Here is a 26,947-nt window from a genome sequence, read left to right on the forward strand (position 1 = left end):
TCGGGCTAAGCAAAAGTGCATCACGACGATGCCCTTTCCTCCTGCATTACGGCCTCTTCCTCGCGCCAGAACAGCTTCAGGCCGGCCCGGAAAGCCACCAGCCACGCCGCGCCGCCCGCGAAGCCCGCCAGCACATCGGTGGCGTAGTGTGCGTGCAGATACACCCGCGTGAGGCCAATGAGCCCCGCCCACAGCAGCAGCGGGGCCACCCAAACCGGCCGCTTAAAATGCCGCGCCAGCAGCCACGCCAGGCACCCGTAAAACGTGAAGCCCAACATGGCATGGCCGCTGGGGAAGCTCAGCCCGAAGGTATGCAGCAGGGCATTGGAAGGCCGGGGGCGGTTGAAGTAGAGCTTGAGCAGCTGGTTGAGCAGCACGCTGCCGGCCATGGCCAGCAGCATTTCCCAGGCCCCACGCGGGTGCCCGGCCCGGCGGATGAGCAGCGGCGCGATGATGCTGGCCGGCAGCAGAAACGGCAGCGCCGCGAAAAACGTGACCATTCGCACGGGCCCGGTCAGGCCCGGGTGGGCCTGCCGCCAGCCATCCACAATGCCCGAAGCCCAGTTGTCGAGCGCCACCGAATGATGCACGAACACCACCCGCGCCAAGTAAAAGAACACCGCGAATGCCACGATGAACAGCACCAGGCCAAACAGCACTTCGACGGTGAGCAGGCCAACCAGGGCCAGCAAGCGGGAGGTAAACCGATTCATAGCGGGCAAAAAGGCTGATAACAGAAAAGCCGGCAGCTACTTCCAGTACGGGAAATAAAAAAAGCCAGCCCGATGGGGCTGGCTTTTTAAAACGTGCGCTCGGGGAGACTCGAACTCCCACACCTTGCGGAACTGCCGCCTGAAGACAGCGCGTCTACCAATTTCGCCACAAGCGCAAGCTGGGCTAAAAAACCGCTCATCCTGGAAGGGTGGCGGCCTTTTGATGCTGCAAAGATACAGCGCTGATTTACCGCCACGCAACACATAGGCCGTTTTTTTCCTTTGGTCAGGGGTGCCAAATGGTACCGGCAATTGTTTTTCAGTTACTTGCCGGCCTAATTTATTTTCCTGCACCCCTTATTTTCGGATGGCTTCACCCCCCACAGCCCCTTTTTCAGCCCCCGTTGCCCCTGAAAAGCTGGTTGGCTTCGACCGGGCCGCCTGGTTTTATGATGCGCTGGCCGCCCTGGTGTTCGGGACTTCGCAGCAGGCAGCCCAGCGGGCGGCCCTGCGCGGCCTGCCGGGTGGGGCCCCGCACGTTCTCATATTGGGCGGGGGCACCGGCTGGGTGCTGAGCGAAGTACTGCGGCGGGCACCGGCGGCCACAGTGCTGTACCTGGAAGCATCGCCCCGGATGCTGGCCCGCGCCCGCGCCCGGCTGGTACGTGAGCATCCGCAGGCGGTGGGCCGGGTTGAATTCCGGCACGGCACCCAGGCGGCCCTGCAACCGGCCGAGCGGTTTGGGGCCATCATCACCTTTTTCGTGCTGGACTGCGTGCCCCTGGCCGACCTTGAGGCGGCCGTAGCACAGCTGCGCGCCGCCCAGGGCCCCGGAGCCCCGTGGCTGGTGGCCGACTTCAGGCCGGCGCGGCGCGGCTGGCGGCACTGGCTGCTCCAGTTGATGTACACGTTTTTCCGGTTCACGACCGGGCTGCGCGCTCAGGAGATGCCCGACCTGCGCACGGCCCTGGACCGGCTTGGGCTGGTGGCCGGGCACCCGCAGCTTTTTTTTGGTGGAGCGATAGAAGCCCTGATTTTTATGGAAAACCCGGCTACGGCCCAACCTTGATATTTACTAACACTGTTTCACGTAGTTGAAACATGATTTTATCATTACCGAGACCGTTTTTTGCAATGATTACCCTTATTTTATTGTAAATTTTCTGCAACTTTGTATTCCACATCGTTCGCGACTTTCTATTGCATTACTTGTTTCCTTATTATTTCTGCCCATGAAACACACCGCCACAACTGCTATTTTATTCTCATTAGGGCTGGGCGCTTTTTCAGCGCAGGCGCAGGTAAAACCTGTACCGGCCAAGGCTGCTCCAGCCGCGGCCAAGCCCGCGCCCGCCAAAGCCGTTCCTATTAAACCAGTGCCTGCCAAACCGGCGGCCCCCAAGCCTGCCCCGGTAAGTGCCGCACCAGTGGCTCCGGCAGCGGCCCCCATCGTGGCGGCGCCCCCCGCCCCGGTTCAGGCCAAGGCCGATACGGGGCCGGCCGTGCGCTACACCATGGCGTTTCCCAACGCGGGGCACCACGAGGCGAAAGTGACGGCGACGTTTGCGGGACTGACCGGTGGCGGACCGCTGCACGTCCGCATGGCCCGCAGCTCGCCCGGCCGCTATTCGATTCATGATTTTGCCAAAAACGTGTATTACGTGGTGGCTACCGATGGCAGCAACCATCCCCTGCCGCTGAATCGCCCCGACCCCTACGGCTGGGACGTGATGCCCGCCGCCGACGGCACCGTGATTTTCAGCTACACGCTGTACGGCGACCAGACGGATGGCACCAACGTGGGCATCGACCAGCAGCACGCCCACCTCAACCTGCCGGCGGCCCTGTGCTACGCCACCGGCCTGGAGGGCCGCGCCACCGAAATCAAGTTTGACCTGCCCGCTACCTGGAAAGTGGCCTCGCAGCTGCGCCAGGGCGGTGGCAAGGCCGTGTACACCGCCCCCAACATGCAGTACATGATGGACAGCCCGGTATCGTTGGGCGCCCAGCAGGTGCTGTCGTGGCAGGAGGGCGACCAGACCATTGAGCTGGCGACGCTGTACATGGGTCCGGTGTCGGAAATTGATGCCTATGCCAAGAAAATCCAGAAGGTGGTGAAGGAGGAGAAGGCCATTTTTGGCGAGCTGCCTACCTTTGACTTTGCCCGCTACACCTTCGTGGCCAACTACCTGAGCCAGGCTTCCGGCGACGGCATGGAGCACCGCAACTCCACTTCCGTAACCAGCCCCCGCACCCTAAAGGACGAGGACGCGACCAAGAACCTGGGCACCGTGGCCCACGAATTCTTCCACGCCTGGAACGTGGAGCGCCTGCGCCCGAAAGACCTGGAGCCCTTTGATTTCCAGCGGGTAAACATGAGCGACAACCTCTGGTTTGCCGAAGGCTTCACGCAGTACTACGGCCGCCTGGCCCTGCGCCGCGCCAAGCTAATTGAGGACGACGAGTTTTACGACGACATCAGCCGCTGGGTGAACCTGCGCCAGAACAGCCCCGGGGCCCGCTACGCCTCGGCCATCGACATGAGCCGCCAGGCCGCCTACACCGATGGGGCCGGCACCTCCGCCCCGATGAACCTGGTGAACACCAACCTGTCGTACTACGACCAGGGCGCGGGCATTGCGCTGGTGCTCGATTTGCAGCTGCGCCAGCACCACCGCTCCTCGCTCGACAAGTTTATGCAGGCCATGTGGCAGCAGTACGGCAAAAAGCAGGCGGGCTTCGCCCCCACCAACCCCTACACGACCCGCGACCTGCAGCGCGTGCTGGGCGAGGTGAGCAAGGACACCGTATTTGCCGACCGCTTCTTCCGGCAGTACGTGTACGGTCGCGAGCAGCCACGCTTCAGCGAGAACCTGCTGGTGGCCGGCCTGGCCGTGATTCCGACCCGCGCCCTGGGTGCGGCCCTGCCCAGCCAGGTAGAGTTTGACGAAGAAGGCCGCTGCCTGGTGGCGTATAATACCCAGATTGGCTCGGGCCTGTACAAGGCCGGAATTGACCGGGGCGACCAGCTGGTAGTGCTTGATGGCCAGACGATTAAGAGCTCCGGCGACCTCGACGGCGTGCTGCACAAGCACTCGCCCAGCGACGTGGTATTTGTGAAGGTTAAAACCCGGGGCGGCGTGGAGCGCACCACCCAGCTCATCCTGTCCGAAGACCCCAACGTGCAGGTGAAGCCCGCAGAATCGGTGGACAAAATGGTGTATTCGCCCGCACAAAAAGTCCTCCGCGAAGCCTGGCTGGCCAGCCAGGCCTCCAACTAAGCCCAACCAATAAGCAAAAAAGCCCCGGCGGGCCGGAGTCGCATAGCGCGGCCCGGGTCGCCGGGGCTTTTTGCTGCGCGATGGTCACGGGCGGCTGATTGGCTAATATCTTTACCTTTGAACGGTTGGTGGCCGTTTCTACGCCATTTCGGCGGCGGCAGCGCATCAGCCCGGCCCTTTCTATTACTCCCTCTTTCCGTTTTGTCATGGCAATTTTTGATAAGCTTGCCCACGCTGCCAAGGACTTTTTTATTGAGCCCGAGGCCGGCGCACCAGCTCCGCCTACTCCTCCTACCGCGCAGTACGGGGCCGCTGCCCAGCCAGCCGCTGCTCCCGCTGCTTCCAACGCAACGCCCCATGCTGCCCCGGCTCCCGGCCAGGCTGAGCAGCGCCACCTCGACCACATTGTGGGCCTGCTGGCCGGCGATGGCAAGGACTTCGCTGCCTACATGAAAATGGTGAAGAGCATGGCCGCCGCCGGCCTCAGCGGCCCTATGCTTTACCAAACGGCCTTCAACGCCTTCTCGGCTGTGAATGGCGGCACCGTGCCGGCGCTGCTGGCCTCGGCCACCCAGTTTGAGCAGACATTGGCTGACGACCGCGCGAAAGTGCTGACCCGCCACCGCGAAAAGATGGGCGAAGGTGCAGCCCCGGGGGCCGCACCGGGTCCGGTAGCGCTGCTCATGGTGCAGGAAAAAAAGCTGGCCGAAGACCTGGCCGAGCTCACCCGTCAGCTACAGGCCAAGCAGCAACAGCTGCTGCAAACCCAGCAGCAGCTGGGCGAGGAGCGCCAGAAAACCCAGAGCGCGCTGGCCTCCTACGAGTTGGCCAACGCGGCCGCGATGGCAGAATTGCAGACCCACCACAAGGCCGCCGAAACCTTCCTGAACAGCGCAAAATAGACTCGTTGCACAAGCGTCCGCTTACACTGGCCAACGATGCGTATGTAGGCACAAGCGAAAGCGTAGGCGAAAATTTCCACCTCTTTCTTTTTTCTGCTGATGAACACTCCGTTACTGGGCCCGCCCTCGCCGGCCGATGGCCTGCCCTCCTGGCAAAAACCTGAGAAAGCCGCCGCCTGGGTCTTCGTGGCCGCGCTGGTGGGGGCTGGCATTTATTACTGGGGCAAAATCCTGCCTTTTCTGATTGATATCGTTTTCGATACGGTGAAGCTGGGCGTGGGACTGGGCGTGCTGTTCGTGCTGTTTATGCTGGCCACCAACAAGCGGATTCAGACCGGGCTGTGGTATATGGGGCAGCGAATTTTCCGGACGGCCGCCAGCATCTTCGTCAACACCGACCCCATTGGCATCATGGAAGCCTACATCTCAAACACCGAGAAAGAAGCCCGCAACATGGATGCCGAAGTGGGCCATATTGAAGGGGCCAACGAGCTGGTGAAGCGCAAGATGGTAGCGAATACTGTTCAGATGAAAGAGTACCTGGCGCTGGCCGCCTCGGCCCAGCGCCAGGGCGAAAAAGACTCGGCCGACTCCTACGCCAGCCGCGCCGCCCAGCTGGAGGACTACAACCGCCGCCTGCAGCCCATGGCCACCACCACGGCCAACGTGAGCCTGGTGATGCGCCAGATTCTGAAAGCCGCCCTGCGCCAGATTGACGGCAGCAAGTTCAAAGTCAACCTGCTGAAAGACGAGTACGCCCTGGTGAAACGCACCAGCTCGGGCATGCGCGCGGCCATGAACATCCTGCGCGGCGACCCCGACAAGAAGTATTTCTTCGACCTGGCCACTGACCGCGTGGCCGAGGACATGGCCCAGCAATTGGGCCAGATTAAGCAGGCCATGCGCTACAGCCAGGAGTTCGTGAAGGAGATGGACATCCAGAACGGGGTGATGAGCGAGAAGGGCCAGCACCTGCTCGACCAGTACCAGAAGGGCGAGTTCAGCGCCATAATGAACAATGAGCCGCCCGTATCAATGAGCGCCGCTACTACCCGCCAGGCCACCGATGACGCTTACGGCAAGCTGCTGGACTAAGTGACCACCGGACAACACAGGGTCATGCTGCGCTCTGCATGACGCTCTAAATATTCTCCCCTTTTCATCACCTTAACTGCAACCACCATGCGGCTCACCTTCGCCAGCAAGGCCATTATCGCGGCCATCATCCTCATCGGCCTGTACTTCGGTATCCGCCGCTTCACCGAGACTAATCCGGAGCTGGCCCAGTCGGGCCGCTCGGCCATCGACCCGGTACCGGGCGATACCATCGTGCATGACAATGGCACTGGGCCAGCCGCAACAGCTGCTGGCACCCGCCCGGCCTTTGCTTACGAAGCCCCTGCGCCCGTCGACGGCAAGCTGAAGGGCGTGGTGGAGCTGGGGGCCAGCGGCTTCAACTCCTTCATAGTGCGCATCGACCAGAACCGCACCTGGAAGCTGGAAAAAGCCGATTTCGGCAACAGCCTGGTGATGGAAAACATGGCCACCGACGACGACATTCGCCGGGGGCTTAAGGCCTATATTGCCCAGATGCTGGACTTCGGCGTGGGCGGGCGCGACATTCATTTTGTGGTGAGTTCGGGCGCGCTAAAGGCCGAAGGCACGGGCAAAATCGTGAAGGTGCTCAAGGGCCTGGGCTACGTGGTGAACACCGTGACGCCGGAGAAGGAAGGCGTGCTGGGCCTGCGCTCGGTGCTGCCGGCTTCTTTTGCCGACCGCGCCTTCGTGGCCGACATCGGCTCGGGCAACACCAAGATTTCGTGGCTCGACGGCAACCAGCCCCGCTCGGTGGAAACCTACGGGGCCAAATACTTCGAAAAAGGCACCGCTGATGCTGCGGTAGCGGCCGAAGTAAAGCAGAAAGCCACCCAGGTACCGGCCGATTTGCGCGGCACCTGCTTCATCATCGGCGGGGTGCCGTTTGAGATGGCCAAGAAGGTGCGCAAAGGCAAGGAGCGCTACACCGTGCTCGACGCGCCCAGCGCCTACCAACTCGACAACGCCAAGTCGAAGGCCGGCCTGAACATCTATAAGTCAATTGCCGATGCCACCGGGTGCCAGCAGTTTGTGTTCGACTGGGATGCCAACTTTACCATCGGCTACCTGCTGACGCTTCCGAAGTAGCGGCGGCATCTTACCCGATAGGCCAAGTCCCGAAAACGTCTGTCATGCTGAGCTTGCGAAGCACCTTATCCCCGCTGAACGTATTGTTCCTGCATGATAAGGTGCTTCGCAAGCTCAGCATGACAGACGTTTTCGGTTTCTTAAACACTTCCGCCGCCCGGCCGTTTCTTTGGCTCCTCACGCTTCTCCGATTCTCGCCTTATGGCCCAACGCATTTCTTACCTCCGCAACGAGGCTCTGCCCACCGTGCGGCCAGGCTACCCCGGCAACAAGCTGTTTGGCAACGAATTCGCCAACGGCGAGGAATTGTTTGAGCCCAGCTTTGCAAATCTGCTGAGGTGGCAGCTCTCGACCAATCCCCAGAAAGAGGAAAAGAAGCGCGACACCTGGGCCCCGGAAGTGATGGACTGCGCGGCGGCGTTCTCCTCGACCGAGGATATGCTGGTGTGGCTGGGGCACTCCTGCTTTCTGCTGCGGGTGGCGGGCGTGTCGCTGCTCTTCGACCCCGTGCTGTTTTCGTCGCTCGGGCTGAAGCAGCGCCATCCCCTGCCCTGCCCGCCCGAGGCCCTGCGCAGCATCGACTTCCTGCTGCTCTCGCACGGCCACCGCGACCACCTCGACGAGAAATCCATTAAGCTGCTGGCGGCCCAGAACCCGCAGATGCAGGTGCTCTCCTCGCTGCGCATGGCCCCGTTGCTACGCGGCATGGTGCCGGGCCTGGCGGTGCAGGAGGCCGGCTGGTGGCAGCAGTACGACCTGGGCCCGGCCTCGCCCCTCGAAATTACCTACCTGCCGGCCTCCCACTGGCACCGCCGGGGCCTGGCCGATGTGAACCGCGTGCTCTGGGGCAGCTTCATGATTCGGGTGCAGGACCGGCTCATCTATTTCGCCGGCGATACGTCTTACGCCGACCATTTCGAACAAATCGAAGCCCGGTTCGGCCCCATTGATATTGCGCTGATGCCCATCGGGGCCTACAAGCCGGCCTATATGATGGCAAAAAGCCACGTCAACCCCCACGAAGCCGCCAAAGCCGCCAACGTGCTGCGCGCCGGCCACGTCGTGCCCATGCACTACGGCACCTTCGCCCTGGCCGATGAGCCGGCTTCCGAACCCCTGCGTCAACTCCGGGAAGTAGCGGCCGGCGGCATGCTGCGCGGCGAGCTGCACGCCCCCGTCGTGGGGCAGGTGCTGCGCTGGCCGGAGTGGGAATAGGGAAGTTTTGAGGGTTGAATGTTGAGGGTTGAATGAGGAATGCTTCGTTGCGGGGTAGCTTTGACCCTGATTTCGGATTGAGAGGAATTTAGCAAGCTCAATCAACCCTCAACATTCAACACTCAACCCTTCCGAATGTCGCCAACTTTAGTTCTGAGCCTGGTTGCGGGCTACTTCCTCGTCCTCATCGTCATTGCCATGCTCACGTCGCGGGGCGCCACCAGCGAAAGCTTCTTCGTGGCCAACCGCAACGCGCCGTGGTACATGGTGGCCTTTGCCATGATTGGCACCTCGCTGTCAGGCGTCACCTTCATCTCGGTGCCGGGCAACGTGTATGGCAAAAGCTGGAGCTATCTGGCAGTGGCCCTGGGCTTTGTGGCGGGCTACGTCGTTATCGGCACCGTGCTGCTGCCGCTGTACTACCGGCTGCGGCTGGTGAGCATCTATTCGTACCTGGAGCAGCGCTTTGGCTACTGGAGCTACAAGACGGGCGCGCTGTACTTTTTGATTTCCCGGTCGCTGGGCTCGGCCCTGCGGCTGTACCTGGTGGCGGGCGTGCTGCAATTGGCGGTATTTGATGCCATGGGCGTGCCCTTTGCTGTGACCGTGGTGGTCAGCATCCTGTTCATTTACCTCTACACCTTCAAGGGCGGGCTGAAAACCATTCTCTGGACCGACACCTTCCAGACCCTGGCCATGCTGAGCTGCGTGGCCCTGAGCATCTACTTCATGTCGGATGCGCTGAATTATTCCTTCAAGCAGCTCGTCACGTCGGTGCGCGAAAGCTCCATGTCGCAGGTCTATTTCGCTGATTTTCGAGACGATAAATTCTTCTGGAAGCAGTTTGCCTCGGGTATGTTCATCACCATCGTGATGACCGGCCTCGACCAGGACCTGATGCAGAAAAACCTGAGCTGCCGCAGCCTCGGCGAGGCCCAGAAGAACCTGTTCTGGTTCACGCCGGTCATCGTGGGGGTCAACATCCTGTTCCTCACGCTGGGCGTGCTCATGTACCAATATGCCGCTGCCCGGGGCCTCAAGCTGACCGAGCTGCCCCAGCTCCTCAACCTCAAAGGCACCCTCGATACCGACAAGGTGTTCCCCTTCCTGGCTACCACGCAGTTCTCGCTCACGGCGGGCATCATCTTCATCCTGGGCATCATCGCCGTTACCTACGCCTCGGCCGATTCGGCCCTGACGGCCCTTACCACCTCGTTTTGCGTGGACTTTTTGAACATTCAGCAGTACCCCGAAGCCCGGCAGACGCGCCTGCGCCAGCTCACGCACCTGGGCTGGTCGGTGGTGCTCATCGTCATCATCCTCATCTTCCGTGCCCTCAACGAGCAGAGCCTGATTGATGCGGTGTATAAGGCTGCGGGCTTCACTTACGGGCCACTTCTGGGGCTATTTGCCTTCGGCATTCTCACGGGGCGGCAGCTGCGCGACCGGCTGGTGCTGCCCACCTGCACGGCGGCCGTGCTGCTCACGCTGCTCATCGTGTCGCACTCCGTGGAGTGGCTGAATGGCTACAAGTTTGGCTTCGAAATCCTGCTGCTGAACGGCGCGCTGGTGTACATCGGCCTGCTGCTGATTTCGCGTCCGGCCGATGCCGTGCCGCAGCCCGCGAACCTGACGGCGTAGTCCGGGGTTGAGGTATTTCGGGGGTTGATTCGTCTATCGCCCCACCGGCGGGCCGCGCCGCCGCGCATCCGGCCCCGTCTTTGCATTTCGTCGCTCATGAAGACTTTATTTGTTCCCCTCGCGCTGCTGGCCGCCTTCACCGCCCACGCCCAAGCGCCCGCCGCCCCGGCCACCGGCCAGACCATCATCCTGAAGCCCGGCAACATGCAGGTGCAGCGCAACCCCGCCGCCAACCGGCCCGACCGCGCCCCGGTGTACCCCGGCGGCGAGCAGGCCATGGGCCTGTTTTTCCTCGAACACATCAACTACCCCGCCGCGGCCAAAGCAGCCGGCATCACCGGCAAAGTGCTGGTGAATGCCACGGTGAATGAGGATGGTACCACCAGCAACCCCGTGGTGGCCGGGTCGCTCTCGCCCGAGTGCGACGCCGAGGCCCTGCGCGTGGTGAGCCTGCTCAACAGCTGGCAGCCTGCTATGCGGCGTGGCCGCCCGCTACCGGTGCTGGTGCAGCTGCCCGTGCCCTTCGGCGCGGCCGGCGTGATGCACGTGGAGCAGGTGAAGCGCCAGCCGGTGCACGGAAAACGTTAGTAGCCTCGTAGCACATGCTTTAGCTTGTGCCGCGCAAGCGCCATACGGTTCGCTTGCGCGGCACAAGCTAAAGCATGTGCTACAAGTTCACCCCCGCCTCATGCCCGGCAACCGAAATTGCCGCGTTATAATTAGCAGAACTAGATAAGACCCGATGGCCCGTAGTGGACTCAACACCAGCGGCAACGACGCAACCGCCGACCTGCCCAAACCGAAAGTAAACAAGGAATCACTCAAGCGCAGCCTGCGGATTTTCCGCTACGTGCTGCCTTATAAGGGCCTGTTCTCGGTGGGCCTGATGATGTTGCTGCTCAGCAGCAGCACGTTTATGGCGTTTCCGTTTCTGGCCGGCAAGCTCATCGACGCGGCTAACCACAAGCCCGTCGTCCTGCCTAACGGCATCGAGCTGGGCATCGACCGGATTGCCATTCTGCTATTCACCATCATCGTGTTTCAGGGCTTTTTCTCGTTTGGGCGCATCTGGTTCTTCACGCAGGTAAGCGAGTTCACGGTGCGCGACATTCGCAAGGCGCTCTACGCCAAGTTCGTGCAGCTGCCCATCCCCTTTTTCGAGCAAAACCGCGTGGGGGCCATCACCTCGCGCATCACCTCGGACGTGGGCCAGATTCAGGACACGTTTTCGTTGACGCTCGCTGAGCTGTTCCGGCAGATTTTCACGCTCGTTATCGGCATCACGGCCATCATGGTGGTGTCGGTGAAACTGTCGTTATTTATGCTGCTCACGTTTCCGCCCATTATTCTGGCGGCGGGGCTGTTCGGGCGCAAAATTCGCACGCTGGCCCGCACTACGCAGCAGGAACTGGCCACCACCAACACCATCGTGGAGGAAACCCTGCAGGCCATCAACTCGGTGAAAGCCTTTACCAACGAGCAGTTTGAGGCCCAGCGCTACGGCTCGGCGCTCGACCGCGTGGTGGCGGCGGCGTTGCGCAGCAACCTGTTTCGGGGCGGCTTCGTGTCGTTCGTCATCATTGGCCTCACCGGCGGCATCATCCTCATTCTGTGGCGCGCCGCCACGCTGGTATACAACCCCGGCCCTGACCATCTTGAAGTCAGCCAGCTACTTACGTTTCTGCTTTACACGGCCTTCATCGGCGCGTCCATCGCCGGCCTGGGCGAGATGTATGGCAAGGTGCAGAGTACGCTGGGCGCGTCGGAGCGCATCCTCGAAATTCTGGACGAAACGCCCGAGCCCACCCATATTGAGCCGGCCCGGGGGCTGGTACCGGCCCGCCTGCAGGGCGATATTCGCTACGAGCACGTCGCTTTCCGCTACCCCACCCGGCCCGATATCGCGGTGCTCAAGGATATCAACTTCCACATCGCGGCGGGCGAAAAAATCGCCCTCGTGGGCCCCAGCGGCGCGGGCAAAAGCACCATCGCCGGCCTGCTGATGCAGTTTTACCCCCTCAGCGGCGGCCGCATCATCGTGGACGGCCACGATGTGCAGGACTACGACCTCACCGGCCTGCGCCGCCACATCGGCATCGTGCCGCAGGAAACGCTGCTCTTCGGCGGCACCATTCGCGAGAACATCGCCTACGGCAAGCCCGGGGCCAGCGACGCCGAAATCATTGAATCGGCCCAGCGGGCCAACGCCTGGCAGTTTATCCAGGCCTTCCCCGAGGCGCTCGATACGGTGGTGGGCGACCGCGGCATCAAGCTTTCGGGCGGGCAACGCCAGCGCGTGGCCATTGCCCGCGCCATCTTGAAAAACCCCGCCATCCTCATCCTCGACGAAGCCACGTCCTCTCTCGACAGCGAAAGCGAAAAGCTGGTGCAGGGCGCCCTCGATGAGTTGATGGAGCACCGCACCAGCCTCATCATCGCCCACCGCCTCTCCACCATCCGCAAAGTCGATAAAATCCTGGTAATTGACGGCGGCCGCATTGTGGAAGCCGGCACGCACGACGAGCTGAGCGAGCGCGAAGGCGGGCTATACGCGAACCTGCTGCGCCTGCAGTTTGAGCTGACGTAAAGTATATTTGGTTTCACCCTATTCATGCTGCCATGACCATCACCGCAATTATTGAGCAAGGCGAAAATGGCTGGCTGGTGGGCCAGCTCCAGGAATTCCCGGCCGTTATTGACCAGGGAAAAACCGTCGAGGAATTAAAAAAGAACCTGATGCAGGGCCTGGAATTTTACCTCGAAGTGCAGCGCGAACAAACCGCGCAGGAATACGAAGGCCGCACGTTTACGCAGGAATTGTTGGTGGCGTAGATGAAGCGGCTGGAACTGGTAAAGCACATTCTGAGCCACGGCTGCATCATTCTGCGCGAAGGCGGCAACCACACGGCGCTGTTCAACCCGGCCAATAAGCGGCAAACGGTATTGGGCCGGCACCGCGAAATTGATAACGTGATGGCCCGCACCATTTGCAAGCAATTGGGAATACCGCCGTTGGCTTAACTGTGCAAGAATGACTTACAAGTTATTTACTTGGTGTAAAAACTGACTCTTCATGTTTTTTCTCAAAGCAATAATAGTAACCGTTCTATTGCTAGCGGCTACGCTTAGTGCCCTTGCTCAAAACAGGAAGAGTCAATATGTAATTCTGACTTTTGAGGATACATATAAAATATCCCAGCACGGTACAGATACTTACTACTGGATAATATCCGCCGATTCCCTGAAGCAACAGAATCGAATTTCGCCCTTTTTATTGAGTGGTTTTTCTAAAAATACATTGGAATCATGCTGTAAAGGAGAGCCAGTCGACCCTTTTGTAGTAACAACCGAAACTTCTTACGATTTTGCCAAATCATACTTTGTAAGCACAGATAGCCTACGAAAACTCATTTTCAAGAATCGCACAAATATTCAGGTTATCACTAAAAACTGGGCATCTGGGCAGAAGGAGAAAATTCAGGTCTTTGCAACTCCGATTTCAGGAAACTTCTGTAGTTCTTCCAGCATAGGCGAATACAATGGCCGAATTTATGTTTCTATTTCAAATTTTCAATACGTCGATAATTTTTGGGAAACTGTGCCAATAAAGTTAATCGAGCGAGATTTTACGGGGGTTGGATTTGCCGTATTCCAGAATTTATCTCGCAGCCGATAACTGCTTTTTCATTTTGAGAGTTATGGTTAATATTCCCAAAACCCGCGCCCCCGGCGCGGGTTTCGTACTTTTAGGCCCACAACAACTCTCCTCACTCTTTCTATTACTGATGAGCAAGCACTTCACAAGTTTCTCCGTCGCTGTTGCAGCGGCTGCTACCCTGCTGGCCACCCCGGCTGCCTACGCCCAAATCAAGACGCCCGCTGCCAGCCCCCAAAGCACTGTTTCGCAGCGCGTGGGCCTCACGGATATTACCATTACCTACTCGCGGCCGGGCGTGAAGGCGCGGCAAATTTTCGGCACGGTGGTGCCGTTTGGCAAGCGCTGGCGCACGGGTGCCAATGCCACTACCAGCATCAAGTTCTCGGATGATGTGACGATTGAGGGCAAGAAGGTGGCTGCCGGCGAGTACGGCATCTACACCATCCCGAACAAGACCGAATGGATGGTGGTGCTCAACAAGAACACCAAGCTGGGCGCCGACGTGGACGGCTTCAAGGACGACCAGGATGTGGCCCGCTTCAACATCAAGCCCTACAAGCTGGGCAGCAAGGTCGAAACGTTCACCATCAACTTCACCGACCTCACCCCTGCTACCGCCAATGTGGCCATGGAGTGGGAAATGACCGGGGCCAAGTTCAAGGTAATGGCCGACGTGGAAAGCAAAGTGATGGCCCAGATTGAGGAGAAAGTCACTAAAAACGACAACCCCGCCTCGACGGACCTCGCCGCCGCTGCCGTGTACTACTACGAAAACAACAAGGACCTGAAGCAGGCCCTGACCTGGATGGAAAAGGCCAACGCCGCCGAACCCACCAAGTTCTGGAACCTGAACACGGAAGCCAAAATCCGCCTGAAAATGAAGGACTATGCCGGCGCTACGAAAGCCGCTGAGGCTTCGAAGAAAGCCGCGCTGGCCGCCACGCCGCCGAACGGCGAGTACGTGAAGATGAACGAGGATTTGATGGCCGAGGCTAAGAAAATGGGCAAGTAAGCATCCCCCTCCGCACCCTGAGTTGGGCAAGAAGGCAGCTTTTGCGGAAGTTGCCGCCGCCTGACTATCAGCGAGCCATGGAAGGCCGCAGCACTGGTGCTGCGGCCTTCTTTTTTTCTATTTATCCGCCGCGTGCAGCTGGCTGTTCATGATGGTGGCCAGCATGGAATCGGGAAGTACCAGGCTGGTGAAGAAGTTGACCTTGGCGCTCATGGTGGGCAGGCTGCGGGCGTCGCCTTCCATTAAAGCGTCGTAGCCCTCTTCGGCCACGGTGCGCGCCGATACGGTATGGTTGGCAGCGCGGGTGTTTTCGGCGTGCGCCACCTGGAAGAAATTGGTATCGGTAGGGGGTGGGCAAAGCACAGTCATGGTCACGGCCGATTTCTGCTGCTTAAGCTCGTGCTGCACCGCTTCGGTGAAGCTGAGCACAAAGGCTTTGGTGGCGGCATACACGGCCTGGCACGGGCTGGGCGTGAAGGAAGCCAACGAGCCGACCTGCAGAATCCGGCCGTCGTTGCGGGCCACCATATCGCGCAGGTAGAGCTTGGTGAGCTGCACGAGGGCCGCCGCGTTTACCTGAATAATGGCGAGCTCCGTGGCCAAGTCAGTATCGGTGAAATAGCCGGTTTCGCCGAAGCCGGCATCGTTTACCAGCGCATCAATCTGCAGGCCGCGCGCCGTGGTTTCGGCGTAGAGCTGGGCGGGCGTTTCGGGGTGGCTGAGGTCGAAGGGCAGCAGCACAATTTCTACTTCTTCAAACTCCTGGTGCAGCAGCCGGGCCGCTTCTTTTAGCTCAGCGAGGTGGCGGGCTACGAGCACCACCCGATAATCGTCGCGGGCAAAACAACGGGCCAGTTCGAAACCGATGCCACTTGAGGCACCGGTAATCAGGGCGGTTTGGGCGTTCATAGCAGTTGGGGTTAGGTTAAATTGATTTACTATGTTAATATAATCATTAAATATTTATTATTATATACTATTGAAAACCAAACCGTTGCAATTCATAGAGTTTGGCCTATGCAATTGCGTTGATTTCGCGCAGGGATTTTATTTCTTTCCCAAAGCAGCATGTAGCCTGCTGATATAGAAGGCAAAAAGCCCGATTCCATGCGGAATCGGGCTTTTCCAAACCTTGGGTCATTGCGCCGGTCTGACCGCCCTAGGCGGTCTGACCGGTTGTCGTTGTTGCGATATCGTGCCTACTTCAACCGGTCAGACCGCCTAGGGCGGTCAGACCGGAGCAACGACTCCCTTCTCCCTTGGCGGCGCGTACTGGCTTCGTGAGGGACTCGGGCCGTTGTGCCGCTAGGGCAGCACCTTCACCACTAGCTGCGAAGCGTGGGCGGGCGAGTGATACAGCTGATGCGTGGCAACCTGAAAATCAGCCTCTTCGGCGTTGTAGATATTGTCGACGTATTTCTGCGGGTTGCGGTCGACGAGCGGGAACCAGGTGCTTTGCACCTGCACCATCATGCGGTGGCCGGGCTGGAAGGTGTGCATGAGGTCCTGCACGGTGAAGGGCACGGCGGTAACCTGGCCGGGCGTGAAGGGCTCGGGCTTGCTGAAGCTGTTGCGGAAGCGGCCGCGCATTACTTCGGAACGCACCATCTGCTGGTAGCCGCCCAAGTGCACGTTGGGGTTGAGGCGCGGATTGTCGGGGGTGTTGTCGGGGTATACGTCGATGATTTTCACGACCCAGTCGGCATCGGAGCCGGTGGTGGCCACTTGCAGCAGCGCCTGGATGGGGCCGGCCAGGGTGAGCGGCGCGGTGAGCACATCGGTCTGGTAGGTGAGCACGTCGGGGCGGCGGCTGGCGAAGCGCTGGTCGTCGGTCATATACTCGCGGGTCATGCCCACGTTGGTGGCTTCGGTGAAGGGCACGGGGTGGGCCGGGTCGCTCAGGAACTGGTCGAACTCGGAGCCGGCGGCGGGCTGCTCGAAGCCGATTTTACCGCCCGGCTGGAAGTAGAGCGTTTTCTCCTGCGTCTGCCGGGGCGGCCAGGCATCGAAGGTGCGCCACTGGTTGGTGCCGCTTTCAAATACGGTGGCTTCGGGCAGGTTGGCGGGCTTGCCATCTTTCAGATTGGCTTTGAAGAATGGGGCTTCAATATTCTGTTGATAATAGATGGACGGCGCGGCCCCGTAGGCCACGTTGCCCACCAGCTCGCCCGAGCCGCGCGCCCAGCCGCCGTGCACCCAGGGGCCCATCACGAGGCCGTTGCGCATACTGGGGTTCTGCTTCTCGATGCTCTTGTAGATGTTGAGCGCGCCGAATAGGTCCTCGGCATCGTTGAAGCCGCCCACGGTGAGCACGGCCGTGCCTTTTTGCAGGTTTTTGAGGTGGGGCCGCAGGTCGCGGGCCTGCCAGTAGTCGTCGTAGTTGGGGTGCTGCATCATCTCATTCCAAAACGCAACCTGGCCCTTGTAGTAGCGGGCATCGGCGTTTTTCAGCGGGCCCATCTTCATGAAGAAGTCGTAGCCGTCGGGGGTGCCGTGCTTGAAGCCGGGGTTGCCGGTGGGCGTGGGCTCGGGCCGGGGCAGGCCAAAACTAGCCAGGAAGTTGAAGGCGTGGGGCAGGAAAAATGCGCCGTTGTGGTGGAAATCGTCCCAGAACCAGTCGGCGATGGGGGCCTGAGGCGAGGCGGCTTTCAGGGCCGGGTGGCGGGCCAGCAGACCGGTGGCGGTGTAGTAGCCGGGGTAGCTGATGCCCCACTGGCCCACGCGGCCGTTGTTTTTGGGGGCCTGCTTGTTTTTCAGCAGCCACTCAATGGTGTCGAAGGTGTCGGTGCCCTCGTCGATATCGGTTTTGCCCTTGTGAACTTCCTTTTCGGGGCGCACATCCACGAAGGCACCTTCGCTCATATAGCGCCCGCGCACGTCCTGATACACAAAGACGTAGCCCTCGTGCATCATCTCGCTGCTTGGCCCCAGGTTCTTTTTCATGCTGACCGACTTGTAGGGGCCGATGGCGTAGGGCGTGCGGTTGAGCATAACGGGGTAGCGCACCTTGTCGGCATCGCTGGGCGCGTACACAATGGTGTAAAGCTTCACGCCATCGCGCATGGCCACCTGGTGTTCCGTCTTTTTGTAATGCTCCTTGATGTAGGAAGTATCGGCCATCACAGTAGCATAGCGGGCCTTTTCGACCTCGGACCACACCGGGTACGCGGGGCCGGGCTGCTGGGCAAGCGCCGGGATGGCCGCCGTCGCGCCAAGCATCAGGGCAAATAGAAGAGTTGATTTCATGCAGTGCAGGATTTGAATGGGAGTACGCCGGTAAAGGTAGAAGCCTCACTCAAATACACAGCTTTAATCCGCGCAGTTTTCGGGTTGATGGCCGGCCTTCTGTAACGCTCCCCTGCTACTGGCCCCGGCCCTGGATTATCAGCAGTCGCTTCACGTTATCTACCTCAATCTCATCGGGCTGGGTTCTGAGCACGCGGCGCAGGTCTTTGGGCGAGCGGCCGCCGAATACTACTACTTTCAGGCCGGCGGCGTGGGCCTGGGCGCTTTGCTCGGGCGTCACGCGGTCGGCATCTAGCACCACAGTGTGCACCTTTTCCGTTTTAGCCACTTTCAGGCCGAAGGCAAATTCGTCGGAAGCAATTTCGAGGCCGATGCGCACGCCCGGCATGGCGGCGCGGGCCAGCCTTACGGTGGACCCTTCCATCGTAATAAACAGGACTTTATCGAGCGGAACGTGGTTGCGGGCGAGGGTGCGGGCAATCTGGCGCACCAGCAGGGGCACCTGCTCGTGCTGGCGGCCGGGGGGCAGGCACTGGTCGTCCTCGTGCAAGTCGAGGTGGATGAAGGGGAACGTGGGCCGGCGGTTGAGGCGGGCCAGCAGGGTATCGAAAGTGATGGGCCGCTCCTTCTGGATGAGGTCGTAGGGAAAGCCGCCTTTGTAGCGCAGCTGGGTGATTTCGGCGGCCGTGCGCTCGCTCACGCAGCCGGTGCCGGTGCTGCCGTCCTGCAAATGCTGGTCGTGGTAGAGCATTACCACGCTGTCGCGGCTCATTTGCAGGTCAACTTCTACGCCATCGGCCCCGCGCAGCAGGGCGCGCCGGATGCCGCGCCAGCTGCTCGGCGGCCGGAAATTGAACGGGCTGATGGGCGTGTAGAAGCCGGAGCCGGCGTGGCCCAGCACCACCAGCTTGGGGTTGGCTACGGGTTTGGTGGCGGTGCAGGCCGCCAGCGTTGCTATCAGGAAAAGCGCCAGGGAAGCGGCGGGGAATAAGCGGAATTTTCTCATGCAAAAATGTAGGCCGATACGCGCCGGCTGGGGGCTGAACGGGAATGAAGTTGGCAGGTTGTAGCGACGCAAAGGGGCGCGGCGCTACAACCCCGCCGCCACCTGACGCGGCCTATCCAGCAAGCCGAACAAAAACGTGAGCGCCACCACCAGCCAGATGGAGAACCATACGTCGCTGAGGTAGTGCGCGCCCAGCACCAGCCGGCCCAGCGCAATGAGGCCCGGCAGCACCAGCAGCGGCCCCCGATACTTGGGGAAAGCCACCGCCAGCGGCCAGAACAGACTAAAATAAGTAGCAGTGTGCGTAGAAGGGAACGAGTCGTTGTGCGGACCGGTAGCCCACAGGCCCGTGCCCGCGTAGCCGGTGCCGAACAGCACCTCGGGCCGCAGGCGGTGCACCGTGCCTTTCAGCACGTTGGCCAGCACCATGCTGAACTCGTGGGTGAGCAGCAGGATAAGGAAGATGGTGGCTTCTTTCTTCTTGAACGCGTAGCGGCCCACCGCGAAGGCCAGCCCCAGCGCCAGAAAGATGATGGGCATGCCCACAACGTGCATCATCAGCGCATCGTGGATTTTATCGGCGGTGGCCGTGAGGGCGGCGAAAAACGGGGCCGCGCCGCCGAAATGTCCGTGGATGAACCGGGCCAGTGGCTGGTCGCCGAATGCTATCAGCAGGGCGCAGGCGGGTAGCGTGAGGGCCGTGAAAGCGAGGAACTGGCGGAGGGTCATGGATAGTCAGTTAAGAGTTAGGAGTGATGAGTTAAGAGTTGACGGGCAGCAATCATCGAGCAATTATTTTCAACTCTTAACTCATCACTCCTAACTCTTAACTCAAGACCTTACCCCAGCGCCTGATTCAGGGCGATGATGGCCGTTTTATAGTCCTCGCGGCCCACGATAAACTGGATATTCACCTTGCGCAGCGCGAAGCCGGCGCTGCGGATGTTGATGCCCGCATCGGCCAGGGCGCCGGCGGCGCGGGCCAGCAGGCCGGGCTCGTCGATGTTGGAGCCGATGAGGCAGACCAGGGCGGCCGGCTGCACGGTCACGTTCTCGTACTTGGCCTCCAGGGCGGCCACGAGCTGGGGTTTGAGGTCCTTTTCCCAGATGAGCAGCGAGATGCTGTTGGCGCTGGTGGCCTTGAAGATGTAGCTCACGCCGAGGTCGAAAAACACCTGCATCAGGTGCAGGTCGAAGCCGGCGGCGCCCACCATTAGTGGGTCGTGAATGTCGATAATGGTGACTTTCTCGGTGCCCGTGATGACTTCGATGCGCTTGGTGGGCGAGATGTAGTCGCGGGTGATGAGCGTGCCGGGGTGCTCGGGCTCGAAGGTGTTTTTGATGCGCAGGTCGATGGCGTTTATCTCCAGCGGCTTCGAGGCTTTGGGGTGAATGGCCTCCATGCCCACGTCGGCGAGCTGGTCGGCCACGTCGTAGTTGGTGAAGCCGATGGGGTGGCACTGGTCCACGCCCACCAGGTTGGGGTCGGCCGAGCTCAGGTGGTATTCCTTGTGAATAATGGCCTCCTGGGGCCGCACGGCCACGGCAATCTTGCTGAAGGTGACTTCGGAATACCCTCTGTCGAACTCGCGCATAATGCCCTCAATGCCCTTGGTATAGCCGGTGGCAATGCTGATGGTGCGCGGAAAATCAATGTCCGTAAACGCCTGCCGGATGCGCTCGTCAATGGTCAGCGGCTGGGCGTCGTCGAAGCCGCTAAGGTCGACCAGGGTGGCGTGCACGCCCCGGTTTTGCAGGATGTTCACGGAGTTGAAGGCCGAGTGGGCCTCCCCTATCGAGGCCAGAATTTCGCGGGCGGCCTGCAGGATGTTCACGCTATTCACGTAGCCGGAGGCCAGCACGTTTACCAGGCTTTCGAGGTAGGTCTGGGCCTGGTCGATGCGCTGCTGAATGAAGGCATCGGCCACGGTCAAATCGAGGCCCAGCGGCTCGTAGTTCTTGTTCAGCTCCTTGAGCCGGGCAGCCACGTCCTGCAGCGGCTGGCTAAACTCCTGGCCCTGGGTGATGTGGTGGTAGACGCCGGGCGCGCCGGTTTTCTTGTTCTCCAGCAGCCAGTTGGTGACGTTGGCGTAGGCCGACACCACAAAAATGCGGTTGTACAGCTTCGCGCCCTCGCGGCCGTGGAAGATGATGTTGTCGAGGACGTCGGCGAAGGCGGTCATCGAGGTGCCGCCGATTTTTTCTACTGTGAGCACGGGTATACGAGAGGCCCGGAAGCCTGAAAATGGTAATCAGAACACAAAAGAACGTCATGCCGAGCGCAGCCGAGGCATCTCGCGTGTGGAAGTAATTCAATTGATTGGTTTACTTCCACACGCGAGATGCCTCGGCTGCGCTCGGCATGACGTTCTTTTGCTGCTTCTACTGTACCGGCTCCTTCCCGTAGGAAATCATGTTCGTGATAATCCGGTACGCGCCCGGCACGCCCGCTGGCAGCTCCCGAAACAGCGACAGGCCCGTGTAGATGTAGTGGCCCTTGCCGTAGTCCGTCACCAGAATGGCGCTTTCCTTGGCCGCCTCGCCGGGGTCGTGGCTGGAAATGACGGTCTGGTATTTCGGGTCCCACTTCGAGGGGTAATAGAGGCCCTGCTCCTGCACCCAGCCTTTGAAATCCTGCTCGGTGATTTTGTTGGGCGCGGCCAGCAGCGGGTGCTTCGTCAGAGTCACGGGGGCATCTTCCACCGTTACCCGGTCGTTGGAGAGCGTCATTGGGTAGGGGCCGATTTCGGGCAGCACGGTGCCCCGGTTCACCACGTACTGCACCACCACGTTGCCGCCGGCTTCGATGTATTTGAGGATTTCAGCCTGCCTGGTTTTCAGGGCATCGACGGTGTTGTAGGCGCGGATGCCGACCACGAGGGCATCGAAGGGCTTGAGGCGGGCGGCGCTGATTTCCTCGGGCTTGAGCAGGGTGACGGTGTAGCCGATTTGGCGCAGGGCGTCGGGCACTTCGTCGCCGGCGCCCATGAGGTAGGCCACGTTCTGGCCGCGCCGCTTCAGGTCGAGCTTCACCAGCGGGGCCACGGCTTCGGGGAAGAGGAACTGCGTGGGGATGTGCGGGTACTCAATCTTCTGGATGCCGCGGGTAAACACCTCACCCCCCCGGCCCCCCTCTCCTTGGGGAGAGGGGGGAGCCAATGTGGCAATGGCGCGCAGCTCGGCGCGGCCGGGCGCGGCGCCGGCCAGGGGCTGCACCTGGAAGTTCACGGTCAGCTCCTCGTCTTTGGCGGCGAGGGCGAAGTCGGCGGTGGCGGGCTCGCACTTCCAGCCGGCGGGCAGGGCCAGGGCCAGGCGGCCGCTCACCCCGGCGCGCCCGGCCCGCAGCGTGACGGGCACGGTCTTGGGCTGGGCATCGGCGAAGACGTAGGAACGGGCGGGCGGCAGGTTCACCAGCACGGGCGGCACCACAGCCAGCGGCTGGTATAATTCGCCCAGCACGGGGTCGGTGTGCTTGTATTGAACGGGGACATTATAGGACAACATTTGACCGCCCACCAGAAACCGGAAATGAATCATACCAACCGGACTATTTTCCGGCTTTCCTCGGTCACTCTGGTTTTTAACTGAGTACATTCCAACCGATGCATTTTCGCGCATCCAATAAGGCTGTGAAACCAAATAGCTTTCAAATTTGCCTTTAAGGCTAATTGTATCGGTCACCTTTTTATCACGAGCTAGCTCTATCTTCTGGCCTTCATTTCCATGTATACCATTCAAAGCTGTTATTCCCATCATTGCGGCTGATGCGGAGGAATACACATATCCTTCCTTGGCAATTAGTTGAACAGGCACGTTTGAACGGTTCAAAACTTCATAAGTAATAAGGGCGGAAGATTTGCCAGAAATGTTGAAATCAGTAGTTGGACTAGCTGCTGTGGCATCTATGCTAAGACCAAGGCATGCCTTCAGCAACTCATCAATCTGAGCTTGCTTGGTTGCAACCCAAAAATGTGCTCCTGATAATTCATCTTTAGCATGGCTCAGTTTTGCTTCACTATCCAGTTCTTTAGATTGGAAATCACTGAAAGCTCCTTGATGAAACTTATTTAACTGCTCTCGCACCTTCAGCAGCCCCGCCACGCTGGCGCTGGGGTTGCTCGCGTCATACTTGCGAATCACCTCCTCGATGAGCTTGCCCACGGCCGCGCCGCCGGGCACCCGGTTCCAGGTCTGATCCACGCCTTCGAACAGGTCTTTGGTGGCTTTGTCGCCTTTCACGGGCTGGAAATACTCCAGCGCCTCGCCCCGCTGGGCGGCCGAGCCGAAGCCCTGGCTGCGGTGGTTGGAGCGGCTGCGGGCCGCGATTTCGCCGTAGCTCTGGCCCAGCAGGGGGTTGTAGCCGCCGGCGTCGAGCCGGAGGTAGCCGTCCATGTTTTCGCCGGGCTTCACGAAGAAGCTGCCGGTGTTCCAGAAGAGCCGCTTGGGCTGCCAGGCTTGCACGTATTGGAGCTGCTCGGGGAAGCGCTTGGGGTCGCCGGCGGCGTCGAAGGCTTCGGCGGCGAGGATGGCGCTGGCCTGGTGGTGGCCGTGGCCGGCGCGGGCATCGGGCGGGAAGCGGGTGATGAGCACGTCGGGCCGGCGCTGACGGATGACCCACACCATGTCCGCGAGCACCTGCTCCTTGTCCCAGATGCGAAAGGTTTCGTCGGAGGTTTTGGAGAATCCGAAGTCGTTGGCGCGGGTGAAGAACTGCCGGCCGCCGTCGAGCCGCCGGGCCGCCAGCAACTCCTGCGTGCGAATCACGCCGAGGCCCTCGCGCAGCTCGGGGCCGATGAGGTTTTGGCCGCCGTCGCCGCGGGTGGCGCTCAGGTAGCTGGTTTCGAGCAGGCGCTCGTTGGCCATGTAGGCGATGAGGCGGGTGTTTTCGTCGTCGGGGTGGGCGGCGATGTACATCACCGAGCCGAGGACGTTGAGCTTTTTGAGGCCCAGCAGGATTTCGGAGGAGGTGTAGGTTTTGGGGGTTTGGGCTCGGGCTTCGCTAATTAATAATTGAGAATTAATAATTAGGAATGCCAGGACGGCCAGAGGACGAAGGGAACGAATCATGCGCGGGAAACCGGGTTTGAGGGCGTGAAGTTACCGGCCGAATGGTCGTCGCCCGCGCCGCCCGCCGGTCTGACCGCCCTAGGCGGTCTGACCGGTTGAAGCAAGAACGATTGAGAATGCACGGGCTTGCTATATTTCGTGGGTTATTTCCGGATGACAATCGGGCGTACTTTCTCATGACAACCGGGCGTACTTTCCTCACTTCAACCGGTCAGACCGCTTGGGGCGGTCAGACCGGCGGGCGGCGCAACATCCCGCTCCGCTGGCACGTCTTTGGCTTGCCTGAACTTCATTTGTGCCCAAATCGGTTTACCACCCACACTGGCTGCCCTATGGCGGCCCTTTACTTTACTTATGACGATTCTTCCTTTCCGCCGTTGGTCCCTTTCGCTGGCCCTGTTGACGCTGCCGGTTCTGGCCCAGGCGCAGGCGGTGAATGCCCCTACGCCCGCACCCACCCCGCCCACCGGCGATATGAGCGCCGCCCAATGGTACCTCAAAGACCCGCAGCTCGACAACGTGCCCGGCGTGGGGGCCACCCGCGCCTACGCGGAAATCCTCAAAAACCTGGTTCCGACGCCCGTTATCGTGGCCGTGATTGACTCCGGGATTGATACGGCCCACGTCGACCTCAAGCCGGTGCTGTGGGTGAACCGGGGCGAGATTCCCGGCAACGGCATCGACGACGACAAGAACGGCTACATCGACGATGTGCACGGCTGGAACTTCCTCGGCGGCCCCGACGGCCGCAACGTGAACGCCGAAACGCTGGAAATGACGCGCATTGTGGCCGCCGGCCGCAAACGCTTCAAAGGCATCACGGCCAAGACCGTGAAGCCGGCCGACAAGGCTACCTACGCGCTCTATCAGAAAGCCGAGAAAGCGTATTCGGCCCGCCTCAAGGAGGAAACCGAGCGTAGCAAGCAGGTCGAAGAAATGTCGGGGCCTCTCACCATGATGGTGACCAACATGAAGCAGGCGCTGGGCACCGACAAGCTCGACACCACCGCCCTCAAAAACGCCAATACCAGCGACCCCAACCTGAAACGCGCCGTGGCTGGCATGCTCGACATGATGCGCCAGACCGGGGCCGCCGATGCCGATGCTCTGCTCAAGGAACTGAACGAGGGCATGAAGCAGGAGCGCAGCATGCTGGACAATTCGCTGAACCTGAGCTTTAATCCCCGGGCCGACATCATCAAGGACGACCCCGAGGACGTGAGCCAGCGCTTCTACGGCAACAACGACCTCCACGGCCCCGACCCCATGCACGGCACCCACGTTGCGGGCATTATCGCGGCGGTGCGGACCAACAACCTCGGCATCATGGGCCTGGCCCCCGACCCGGTGCGCATCATGGTGGTGCGGGCCGTGCCCGACGGCGACGAGCGCGACAAGGACATTGCCAACGCCATTCGCTACGCCGTGGACAACGGCGCGCAGATTATCAACATGAGCTTCGGCAAGGAATTCTCGCCCCAGCGCCCCGCCGTGGAAGCCGCCTACAAGTACGCCGCCCAGAAAGGCGTACTGCTGGTGCACGCCGCCGGCAACGAAAACCACAACCTCGATGTGGCCGACAACTACCCGGCCTCGTTCTACCTGAACAACACCACCATCCCGAACCTGCTCACGGTGGGCGCATCCGGCCCGAAGGACAACGTGAACCTGACCGCCGATTTCTCGAACTACAGCAAGAAGGGCGTGGACGTATTCGCGCCCGGCGTGGGCATCTACAGCACGCTGCCCGGCAGCACCTACGGCAACGAAAGCGGCACCAGCATGGCCTCGCCCGTCACGGCCGGCGTGGCAGCAGTCCTGAAATCGTACTTCCCCAAGCTCACGGCGGTCGATTTGAAGCGCATCATCATGCAGTCGGCCCAGGTGCACCACACCAAAGTCCAGACGCCCGGCGGCGAGAAGCAGGTTGATTTCTCGACGCTGTCCGTAACCGGCGGCGTGGTGGATATGTACGAAGCCGTGAAGCTGGCGCAGAAGGCAACGCTGTAGGGCGGCCTGACAGTGTCACCTCACCCCCTGCCCCTCTCCTTGGGGAGAGGGGAGCCTGACGAAATTTAACGAGAAGAGCCAATTGCTGCACGCAATTGGCTCTTTTTCATTTATAGCTATTTGACGCCAGCGCGGAACTGGCTCCCCTCTCCCCAAGGAGAGGGGCAGGGGGTGAGGTGAGGCGGGAGGCCCCTACCCCACATCCACCCCTTTTTCCTCTTTCTGGAAGCTGCTTAGCACCAGCCGGTCCGTCAGGCCGGGCAGCCATTTGTTGAGGAAAACCACCAGCTTGCCCTGGCCCGTGAGCACTAGGGTGCGCTTGCGCTGCTGCACGGCTTTGAGGATTTCCTGGGCTACGGCTTCGCTGCTCATCATGGCGCCTTCGTCGCGCGGCGACTCGCCCTGCGACGAGCCGTCGGCGGCCAGCGCGGTCTGGCGGATATTGGAGGCGGTGAAGCCGGGCGCGGCCGTGAGCACGTTCACGCCCTGGTCGAGCAGCTCCGTGCGCAGGGCTTCGAGGAAGCCGTTCATGGCGAATTTGGAGGCCGAGTAGCCCGTGCGCCCCGGCAGGCCCCGGTAGCCCGCAATGCTGCTGATGCCCACGATGCTGCCCTTGCTGGCCAGCAAATGCGGCAGGGCAAACTTGGTGGTGAACACGGTGCCGAAGAAGTTGGTCTGCATCAGGCGCTTGATGACTTCAAGGTCGGCATCCTGAAAGCGGGCGCGCATGCTGATGCCCGCGTTGTTGAGCAGTACGCTGAGGCCGCCGAAGCGGGCCACGGTTTCGGCCACGGCGCGCTCGGCGGCGGCCTCGTCGCCTACATCGGCCCGGATGGTGAGGTGGGCCACGCCGGCGGCGGCCAGCGCGGCGGCGGTATCGGCGAGTTTAGCTTCGTCGCGGCCAGTGACGGCCACCTGGTAGCCGGCCCGGCCAAAGGCCAGCGCGCAGGCCCGGCCAATGCCCGAAGTGCCGCCGGTGATGAGAACAGTGGGAGTTGCCATAAACGAAAAG

General features: G+C 60.8%; 22 protein-coding genes and 1 tRNA gene. 14 read left to right on the forward strand and 9 right to left on the reverse strand.

Annotated elements, in window-relative coordinates:
• Positions 1 to 20 precede the first annotated feature (20 nt).
• Together HBN54_RS15445 and HBN54_RS15450 are read right to left on the reverse strand one after the other, a co-directional pair.
• Positions 21 to 713: a phosphatase PAP2 family protein gene (locus tag HBN54_RS15445; protein ID WP_168674117.1), complete on the reverse strand. Its 693-nt coding sequence runs from the start codon at positions 711 to 713 to the stop codon at positions 21 to 23.
• A gap of 94 nt (positions 714 to 807) precedes the next feature.
• A tRNA-Leu gene (locus tag HBN54_RS15450) sits at positions 808 to 889 on the reverse strand.
• A gap of 191 nt (positions 890 to 1,080) precedes the next feature.
• On the opposite strand from HBN54_RS15450, the gene HBN54_RS15455 reads away from it, so the two are divergent.
• The 13 genes from HBN54_RS15455 (at position 1,081) to HBN54_RS15515 (ending at position 14,606) form a co-directional block, all read left to right on the forward strand.
• On the forward strand, positions 1,081 to 1,782 hold the full coding sequence (locus HBN54_RS15455; RefSeq protein WP_168674118.1) for a class I SAM-dependent methyltransferase: 702 nt from the start codon (positions 1,081 to 1,083) through the stop codon (positions 1,780 to 1,782).
• 163 nt (positions 1,783 to 1,945) lie between these two features.
• A complete protein-coding gene (locus tag HBN54_RS15460) occupies positions 1,946 to 3,994 on the forward strand; it encodes a M61 family metallopeptidase (protein ID WP_168674119.1) in 2,049 nt (682 codons plus the stop codon).
• A 206-nt stretch (positions 3,995 to 4,200) separates the two neighbouring features.
• On the forward strand, positions 4,201 to 4,896 hold the full coding sequence (locus HBN54_RS15465; protein WP_168674120.1) for a hypothetical protein: 696 nt from the start codon (positions 4,201 to 4,203) through the stop codon (positions 4,894 to 4,896).
• A 99-nt stretch (positions 4,897 to 4,995) separates the two neighbouring features.
• Positions 4,996 to 5,991, forward strand: a complete 996-nt coding sequence (locus HBN54_RS15470) for a hypothetical protein (RefSeq protein ID WP_168674121.1) — start codon at positions 4,996 to 4,998, stop codon at positions 5,989 to 5,991.
• 87 nt (positions 5,992 to 6,078) lie between these two features.
• Complete coding sequence (locus HBN54_RS15475) at positions 6,079 to 7,080, forward strand: hypothetical protein (protein ID WP_168674122.1); 1,002 nt, start codon at positions 6,079 to 6,081, stop codon at positions 7,078 to 7,080.
• A 201-nt stretch (positions 7,081 to 7,281) separates the two neighbouring features.
• Positions 7,282 to 8,295, forward strand: coding sequence for an MBL fold metallo-hydrolase (locus HBN54_RS15480; RefSeq protein ID WP_168674123.1), 1,014 nt, complete (start codon positions 7,282 to 7,284; stop codon positions 8,293 to 8,295).
• Positions 8,296 to 8,430: 135 nt separating this feature from the next.
• Complete coding sequence (locus HBN54_RS15485; RefSeq protein WP_168674124.1) at positions 8,431 to 9,936, forward strand: sodium:solute symporter; 1,506 nt, start codon at positions 8,431 to 8,433, stop codon at positions 9,934 to 9,936.
• A gap of 96 nt (positions 9,937 to 10,032) precedes the next feature.
• Entirely contained in the window at positions 10,033 to 10,524 is a 492-nt protein-coding gene (locus HBN54_RS15490; protein ID WP_168674125.1) for an energy transducer TonB, read from the forward strand.
• Positions 10,525 to 10,678: 154 nt separating this feature from the next.
• Entirely contained in the window at positions 10,679 to 12,523 is a 1,845-nt protein-coding gene (locus HBN54_RS15495) for an ABC transporter ATP-binding protein (RefSeq protein ID WP_168674126.1), read from the forward strand.
• A 32-nt stretch (positions 12,524 to 12,555) separates the two neighbouring features.
• Positions 12,556 to 12,768, forward strand: a complete 213-nt coding sequence (locus tag HBN54_RS15500) for a type II toxin-antitoxin system HicB family antitoxin (protein WP_168674127.1) — start codon at positions 12,556 to 12,558, stop codon at positions 12,766 to 12,768.
• Positions 12,769 to 12,957: a type II toxin-antitoxin system HicA family toxin gene (locus HBN54_RS15505; protein WP_168674128.1), complete on the forward strand. Its 189-nt coding sequence runs from the start codon at positions 12,769 to 12,771 to the stop codon at positions 12,955 to 12,957.
• A 52-nt stretch (positions 12,958 to 13,009) separates the two neighbouring features.
• Positions 13,010 to 13,612: a hypothetical protein gene (locus HBN54_RS15510; RefSeq protein ID WP_168674129.1), complete on the forward strand. Its 603-nt coding sequence runs from the start codon at positions 13,010 to 13,012 to the stop codon at positions 13,610 to 13,612.
• A gap of 109 nt (positions 13,613 to 13,721) precedes the next feature.
• Positions 13,722 to 14,606, forward strand: a complete 885-nt coding sequence (locus HBN54_RS15515) for a DUF2911 domain-containing protein (RefSeq protein WP_168674130.1) — start codon at positions 13,722 to 13,724, stop codon at positions 14,604 to 14,606.
• A gap of 117 nt (positions 14,607 to 14,723) precedes the next feature.
• On the opposite strand, the gene HBN54_RS15520 is transcribed toward HBN54_RS15515, so the two are convergent.
• The 6 genes from HBN54_RS15520 to HBN54_RS24030 all read right to left on the reverse strand — a co-directional run bounded on the left by HBN54_RS15520 (position 14,724) and on the right by HBN54_RS24030 (position 23,925).
• Complete coding sequence (locus tag HBN54_RS15520) at positions 14,724 to 15,515, reverse strand: SDR family NAD(P)-dependent oxidoreductase (protein WP_168674131.1); 792 nt, start codon at positions 15,513 to 15,515, stop codon at positions 14,724 to 14,726.
• 396 nt (positions 15,516 to 15,911) lie between these two features.
• Positions 15,912 to 17,852 (reverse strand): CocE/NonD family hydrolase, encoded by a 1,941-nt coding sequence (locus HBN54_RS15525; RefSeq protein ID WP_168674132.1) that lies wholly within the window; start codon positions 17,850 to 17,852, stop codon positions 15,912 to 15,914.
• A 115-nt stretch (positions 17,853 to 17,967) separates the two neighbouring features.
• Positions 17,968 to 18,858: a glycerophosphodiester phosphodiesterase gene (locus HBN54_RS15530; RefSeq protein WP_168674133.1), complete on the reverse strand. Its 891-nt coding sequence runs from the start codon at positions 18,856 to 18,858 to the stop codon at positions 17,968 to 17,970.
• 84 nt (positions 18,859 to 18,942) lie between these two features.
• Complete coding sequence (locus HBN54_RS15535) at positions 18,943 to 19,587, reverse strand: phosphatase PAP2 family protein (RefSeq protein WP_168674134.1); 645 nt, start codon at positions 19,585 to 19,587, stop codon at positions 18,943 to 18,945.
• A gap of 110 nt (positions 19,588 to 19,697) precedes the next feature.
• Entirely contained in the window at positions 19,698 to 21,074 is a 1,377-nt protein-coding gene (locus HBN54_RS15540) for an aspartate kinase (RefSeq protein WP_168674135.1), read from the reverse strand.
• 166 nt (positions 21,075 to 21,240) lie between these two features.
• Positions 21,241 to 23,925, reverse strand: a complete 2,685-nt coding sequence (locus HBN54_RS24030) for a PIG-L family deacetylase (protein WP_168674136.1) — start codon at positions 23,923 to 23,925, stop codon at positions 21,241 to 21,243.
• Between the two features lie 354 nt (positions 23,926 to 24,279).
• On the opposite strand from HBN54_RS24030, the gene HBN54_RS15550 reads away from it, so the two are divergent.
• Positions 24,280 to 25,935 carry a S8 family peptidase gene (locus HBN54_RS15550; protein ID WP_235955548.1) on the forward strand — a complete coding sequence of 552 codons (1,656 nt, stop codon included), beginning with the start codon at positions 24,280 to 24,282 and terminating at the stop codon, positions 25,933 to 25,935.
• Between the two features lie 192 nt (positions 25,936 to 26,127).
• Here HBN54_RS15550 and HBN54_RS15555 read toward each other — a convergent pair whose 3' ends face one another.
• Positions 26,128 to 26,937, reverse strand: coding sequence for an SDR family oxidoreductase (locus HBN54_RS15555; protein ID WP_168674137.1), 810 nt, complete (start codon positions 26,935 to 26,937; stop codon positions 26,128 to 26,130).
• Positions 26,938 to 26,947 lie beyond the last annotated feature (10 nt).

Source organism: Hymenobacter artigasi (genome assembly GCF_012275535.1).
GTDB lineage: Bacteria > Bacteroidota > Bacteroidia > Cytophagales > Hymenobacteraceae > Hymenobacter > Hymenobacter artigasi.

What these genes read in the sequence shown, in the direction of transcription:
- HBN54_RS15445 (WP_168674117.1), bottom strand. Translation starts at nt 713, where the DNA reads ATGAATCGGTTTACCTCCCGCTTGCTGGCCCTGGTTGGCCTGCTCACC.
- HBN54_RS15455 (WP_168674118.1), top strand. Translation starts at nt 1,081, where the DNA reads ATGGCTTCACCCCCCACAGCCCCTTTTTCAGCCCCCGTTGCCCCTGAA.
- HBN54_RS15460 (WP_168674119.1), top strand. Translation starts at nt 1,946, where the DNA reads ATGAAACACACCGCCACAACTGCTATTTTATTCTCATTAGGGCTGGGC.
- HBN54_RS15465 (WP_168674120.1), top strand. Translation starts at nt 4,201, where the DNA reads ATGGCAATTTTTGATAAGCTTGCCCACGCTGCCAAGGACTTTTTTATT.
- HBN54_RS15470 (WP_168674121.1), top strand. Translation starts at nt 4,996, where the DNA reads ATGAACACTCCGTTACTGGGCCCGCCCTCGCCGGCCGATGGCCTGCCC.
- HBN54_RS15475 (WP_168674122.1), top strand. Translation starts at nt 6,079, where the DNA reads ATGCGGCTCACCTTCGCCAGCAAGGCCATTATCGCGGCCATCATCCTC.
- HBN54_RS15480 (WP_168674123.1), top strand. Translation starts at nt 7,282, where the DNA reads ATGGCCCAACGCATTTCTTACCTCCGCAACGAGGCTCTGCCCACCGTG.
- HBN54_RS15485 (WP_168674124.1), top strand. Translation starts at nt 8,431, where the DNA reads ATGTCGCCAACTTTAGTTCTGAGCCTGGTTGCGGGCTACTTCCTCGTC.
- HBN54_RS15490 (WP_168674125.1), top strand. Translation starts at nt 10,033, where the DNA reads ATGAAGACTTTATTTGTTCCCCTCGCGCTGCTGGCCGCCTTCACCGCC.
- HBN54_RS15495 (WP_168674126.1), top strand. Translation starts at nt 10,679, where the DNA reads ATGGCCCGTAGTGGACTCAACACCAGCGGCAACGACGCAACCGCCGAC.
- HBN54_RS15500 (WP_168674127.1), top strand. Translation starts at nt 12,556, where the DNA reads ATGACCATCACCGCAATTATTGAGCAAGGCGAAAATGGCTGGCTGGTG.
- HBN54_RS15505 (WP_168674128.1), top strand. Translation starts at nt 12,769, where the DNA reads ATGAAGCGGCTGGAACTGGTAAAGCACATTCTGAGCCACGGCTGCATC.
- HBN54_RS15510 (WP_168674129.1), top strand. Translation starts at nt 13,010, where the DNA reads ATGTTTTTTCTCAAAGCAATAATAGTAACCGTTCTATTGCTAGCGGCT.
- HBN54_RS15515 (WP_168674130.1), top strand. Translation starts at nt 13,722, where the DNA reads ATGAGCAAGCACTTCACAAGTTTCTCCGTCGCTGTTGCAGCGGCTGCT.
- HBN54_RS15520 (WP_168674131.1), bottom strand. Translation starts at nt 15,515, where the DNA reads ATGAACGCCCAAACCGCCCTGATTACCGGTGCCTCAAGTGGCATCGGT.
- HBN54_RS15525 (WP_168674132.1), bottom strand. Translation starts at nt 17,852, where the DNA reads ATGAAATCAACTCTTCTATTTGCCCTGATGCTTGGCGCGACGGCGGCC.
- HBN54_RS15530 (WP_168674133.1), bottom strand. Translation starts at nt 18,858, where the DNA reads ATGAGAAAATTCCGCTTATTCCCCGCCGCTTCCCTGGCGCTTTTCCTG.
- HBN54_RS15535 (WP_168674134.1), bottom strand. Translation starts at nt 19,587, where the DNA reads ATGACCCTCCGCCAGTTCCTCGCTTTCACGGCCCTCACGCTACCCGCC.
- HBN54_RS24030 (WP_168674136.1), bottom strand. Translation starts at nt 23,925, where the DNA reads ATGATTCGTTCCCTTCGTCCTCTGGCCGTCCTGGCATTCCTAATTATT.
- HBN54_RS15550 (WP_235955548.1), top strand. Translation starts at nt 24,280, where the DNA reads ATGACGATTCTTCCTTTCCGCCGTTGGTCCCTTTCGCTGGCCCTGTTG.
- HBN54_RS15555 (WP_168674137.1), bottom strand. Translation starts at nt 26,937, where the DNA reads ATGGCAACTCCCACTGTTCTCATCACCGGCGGCACTTCGGGCATTGGC.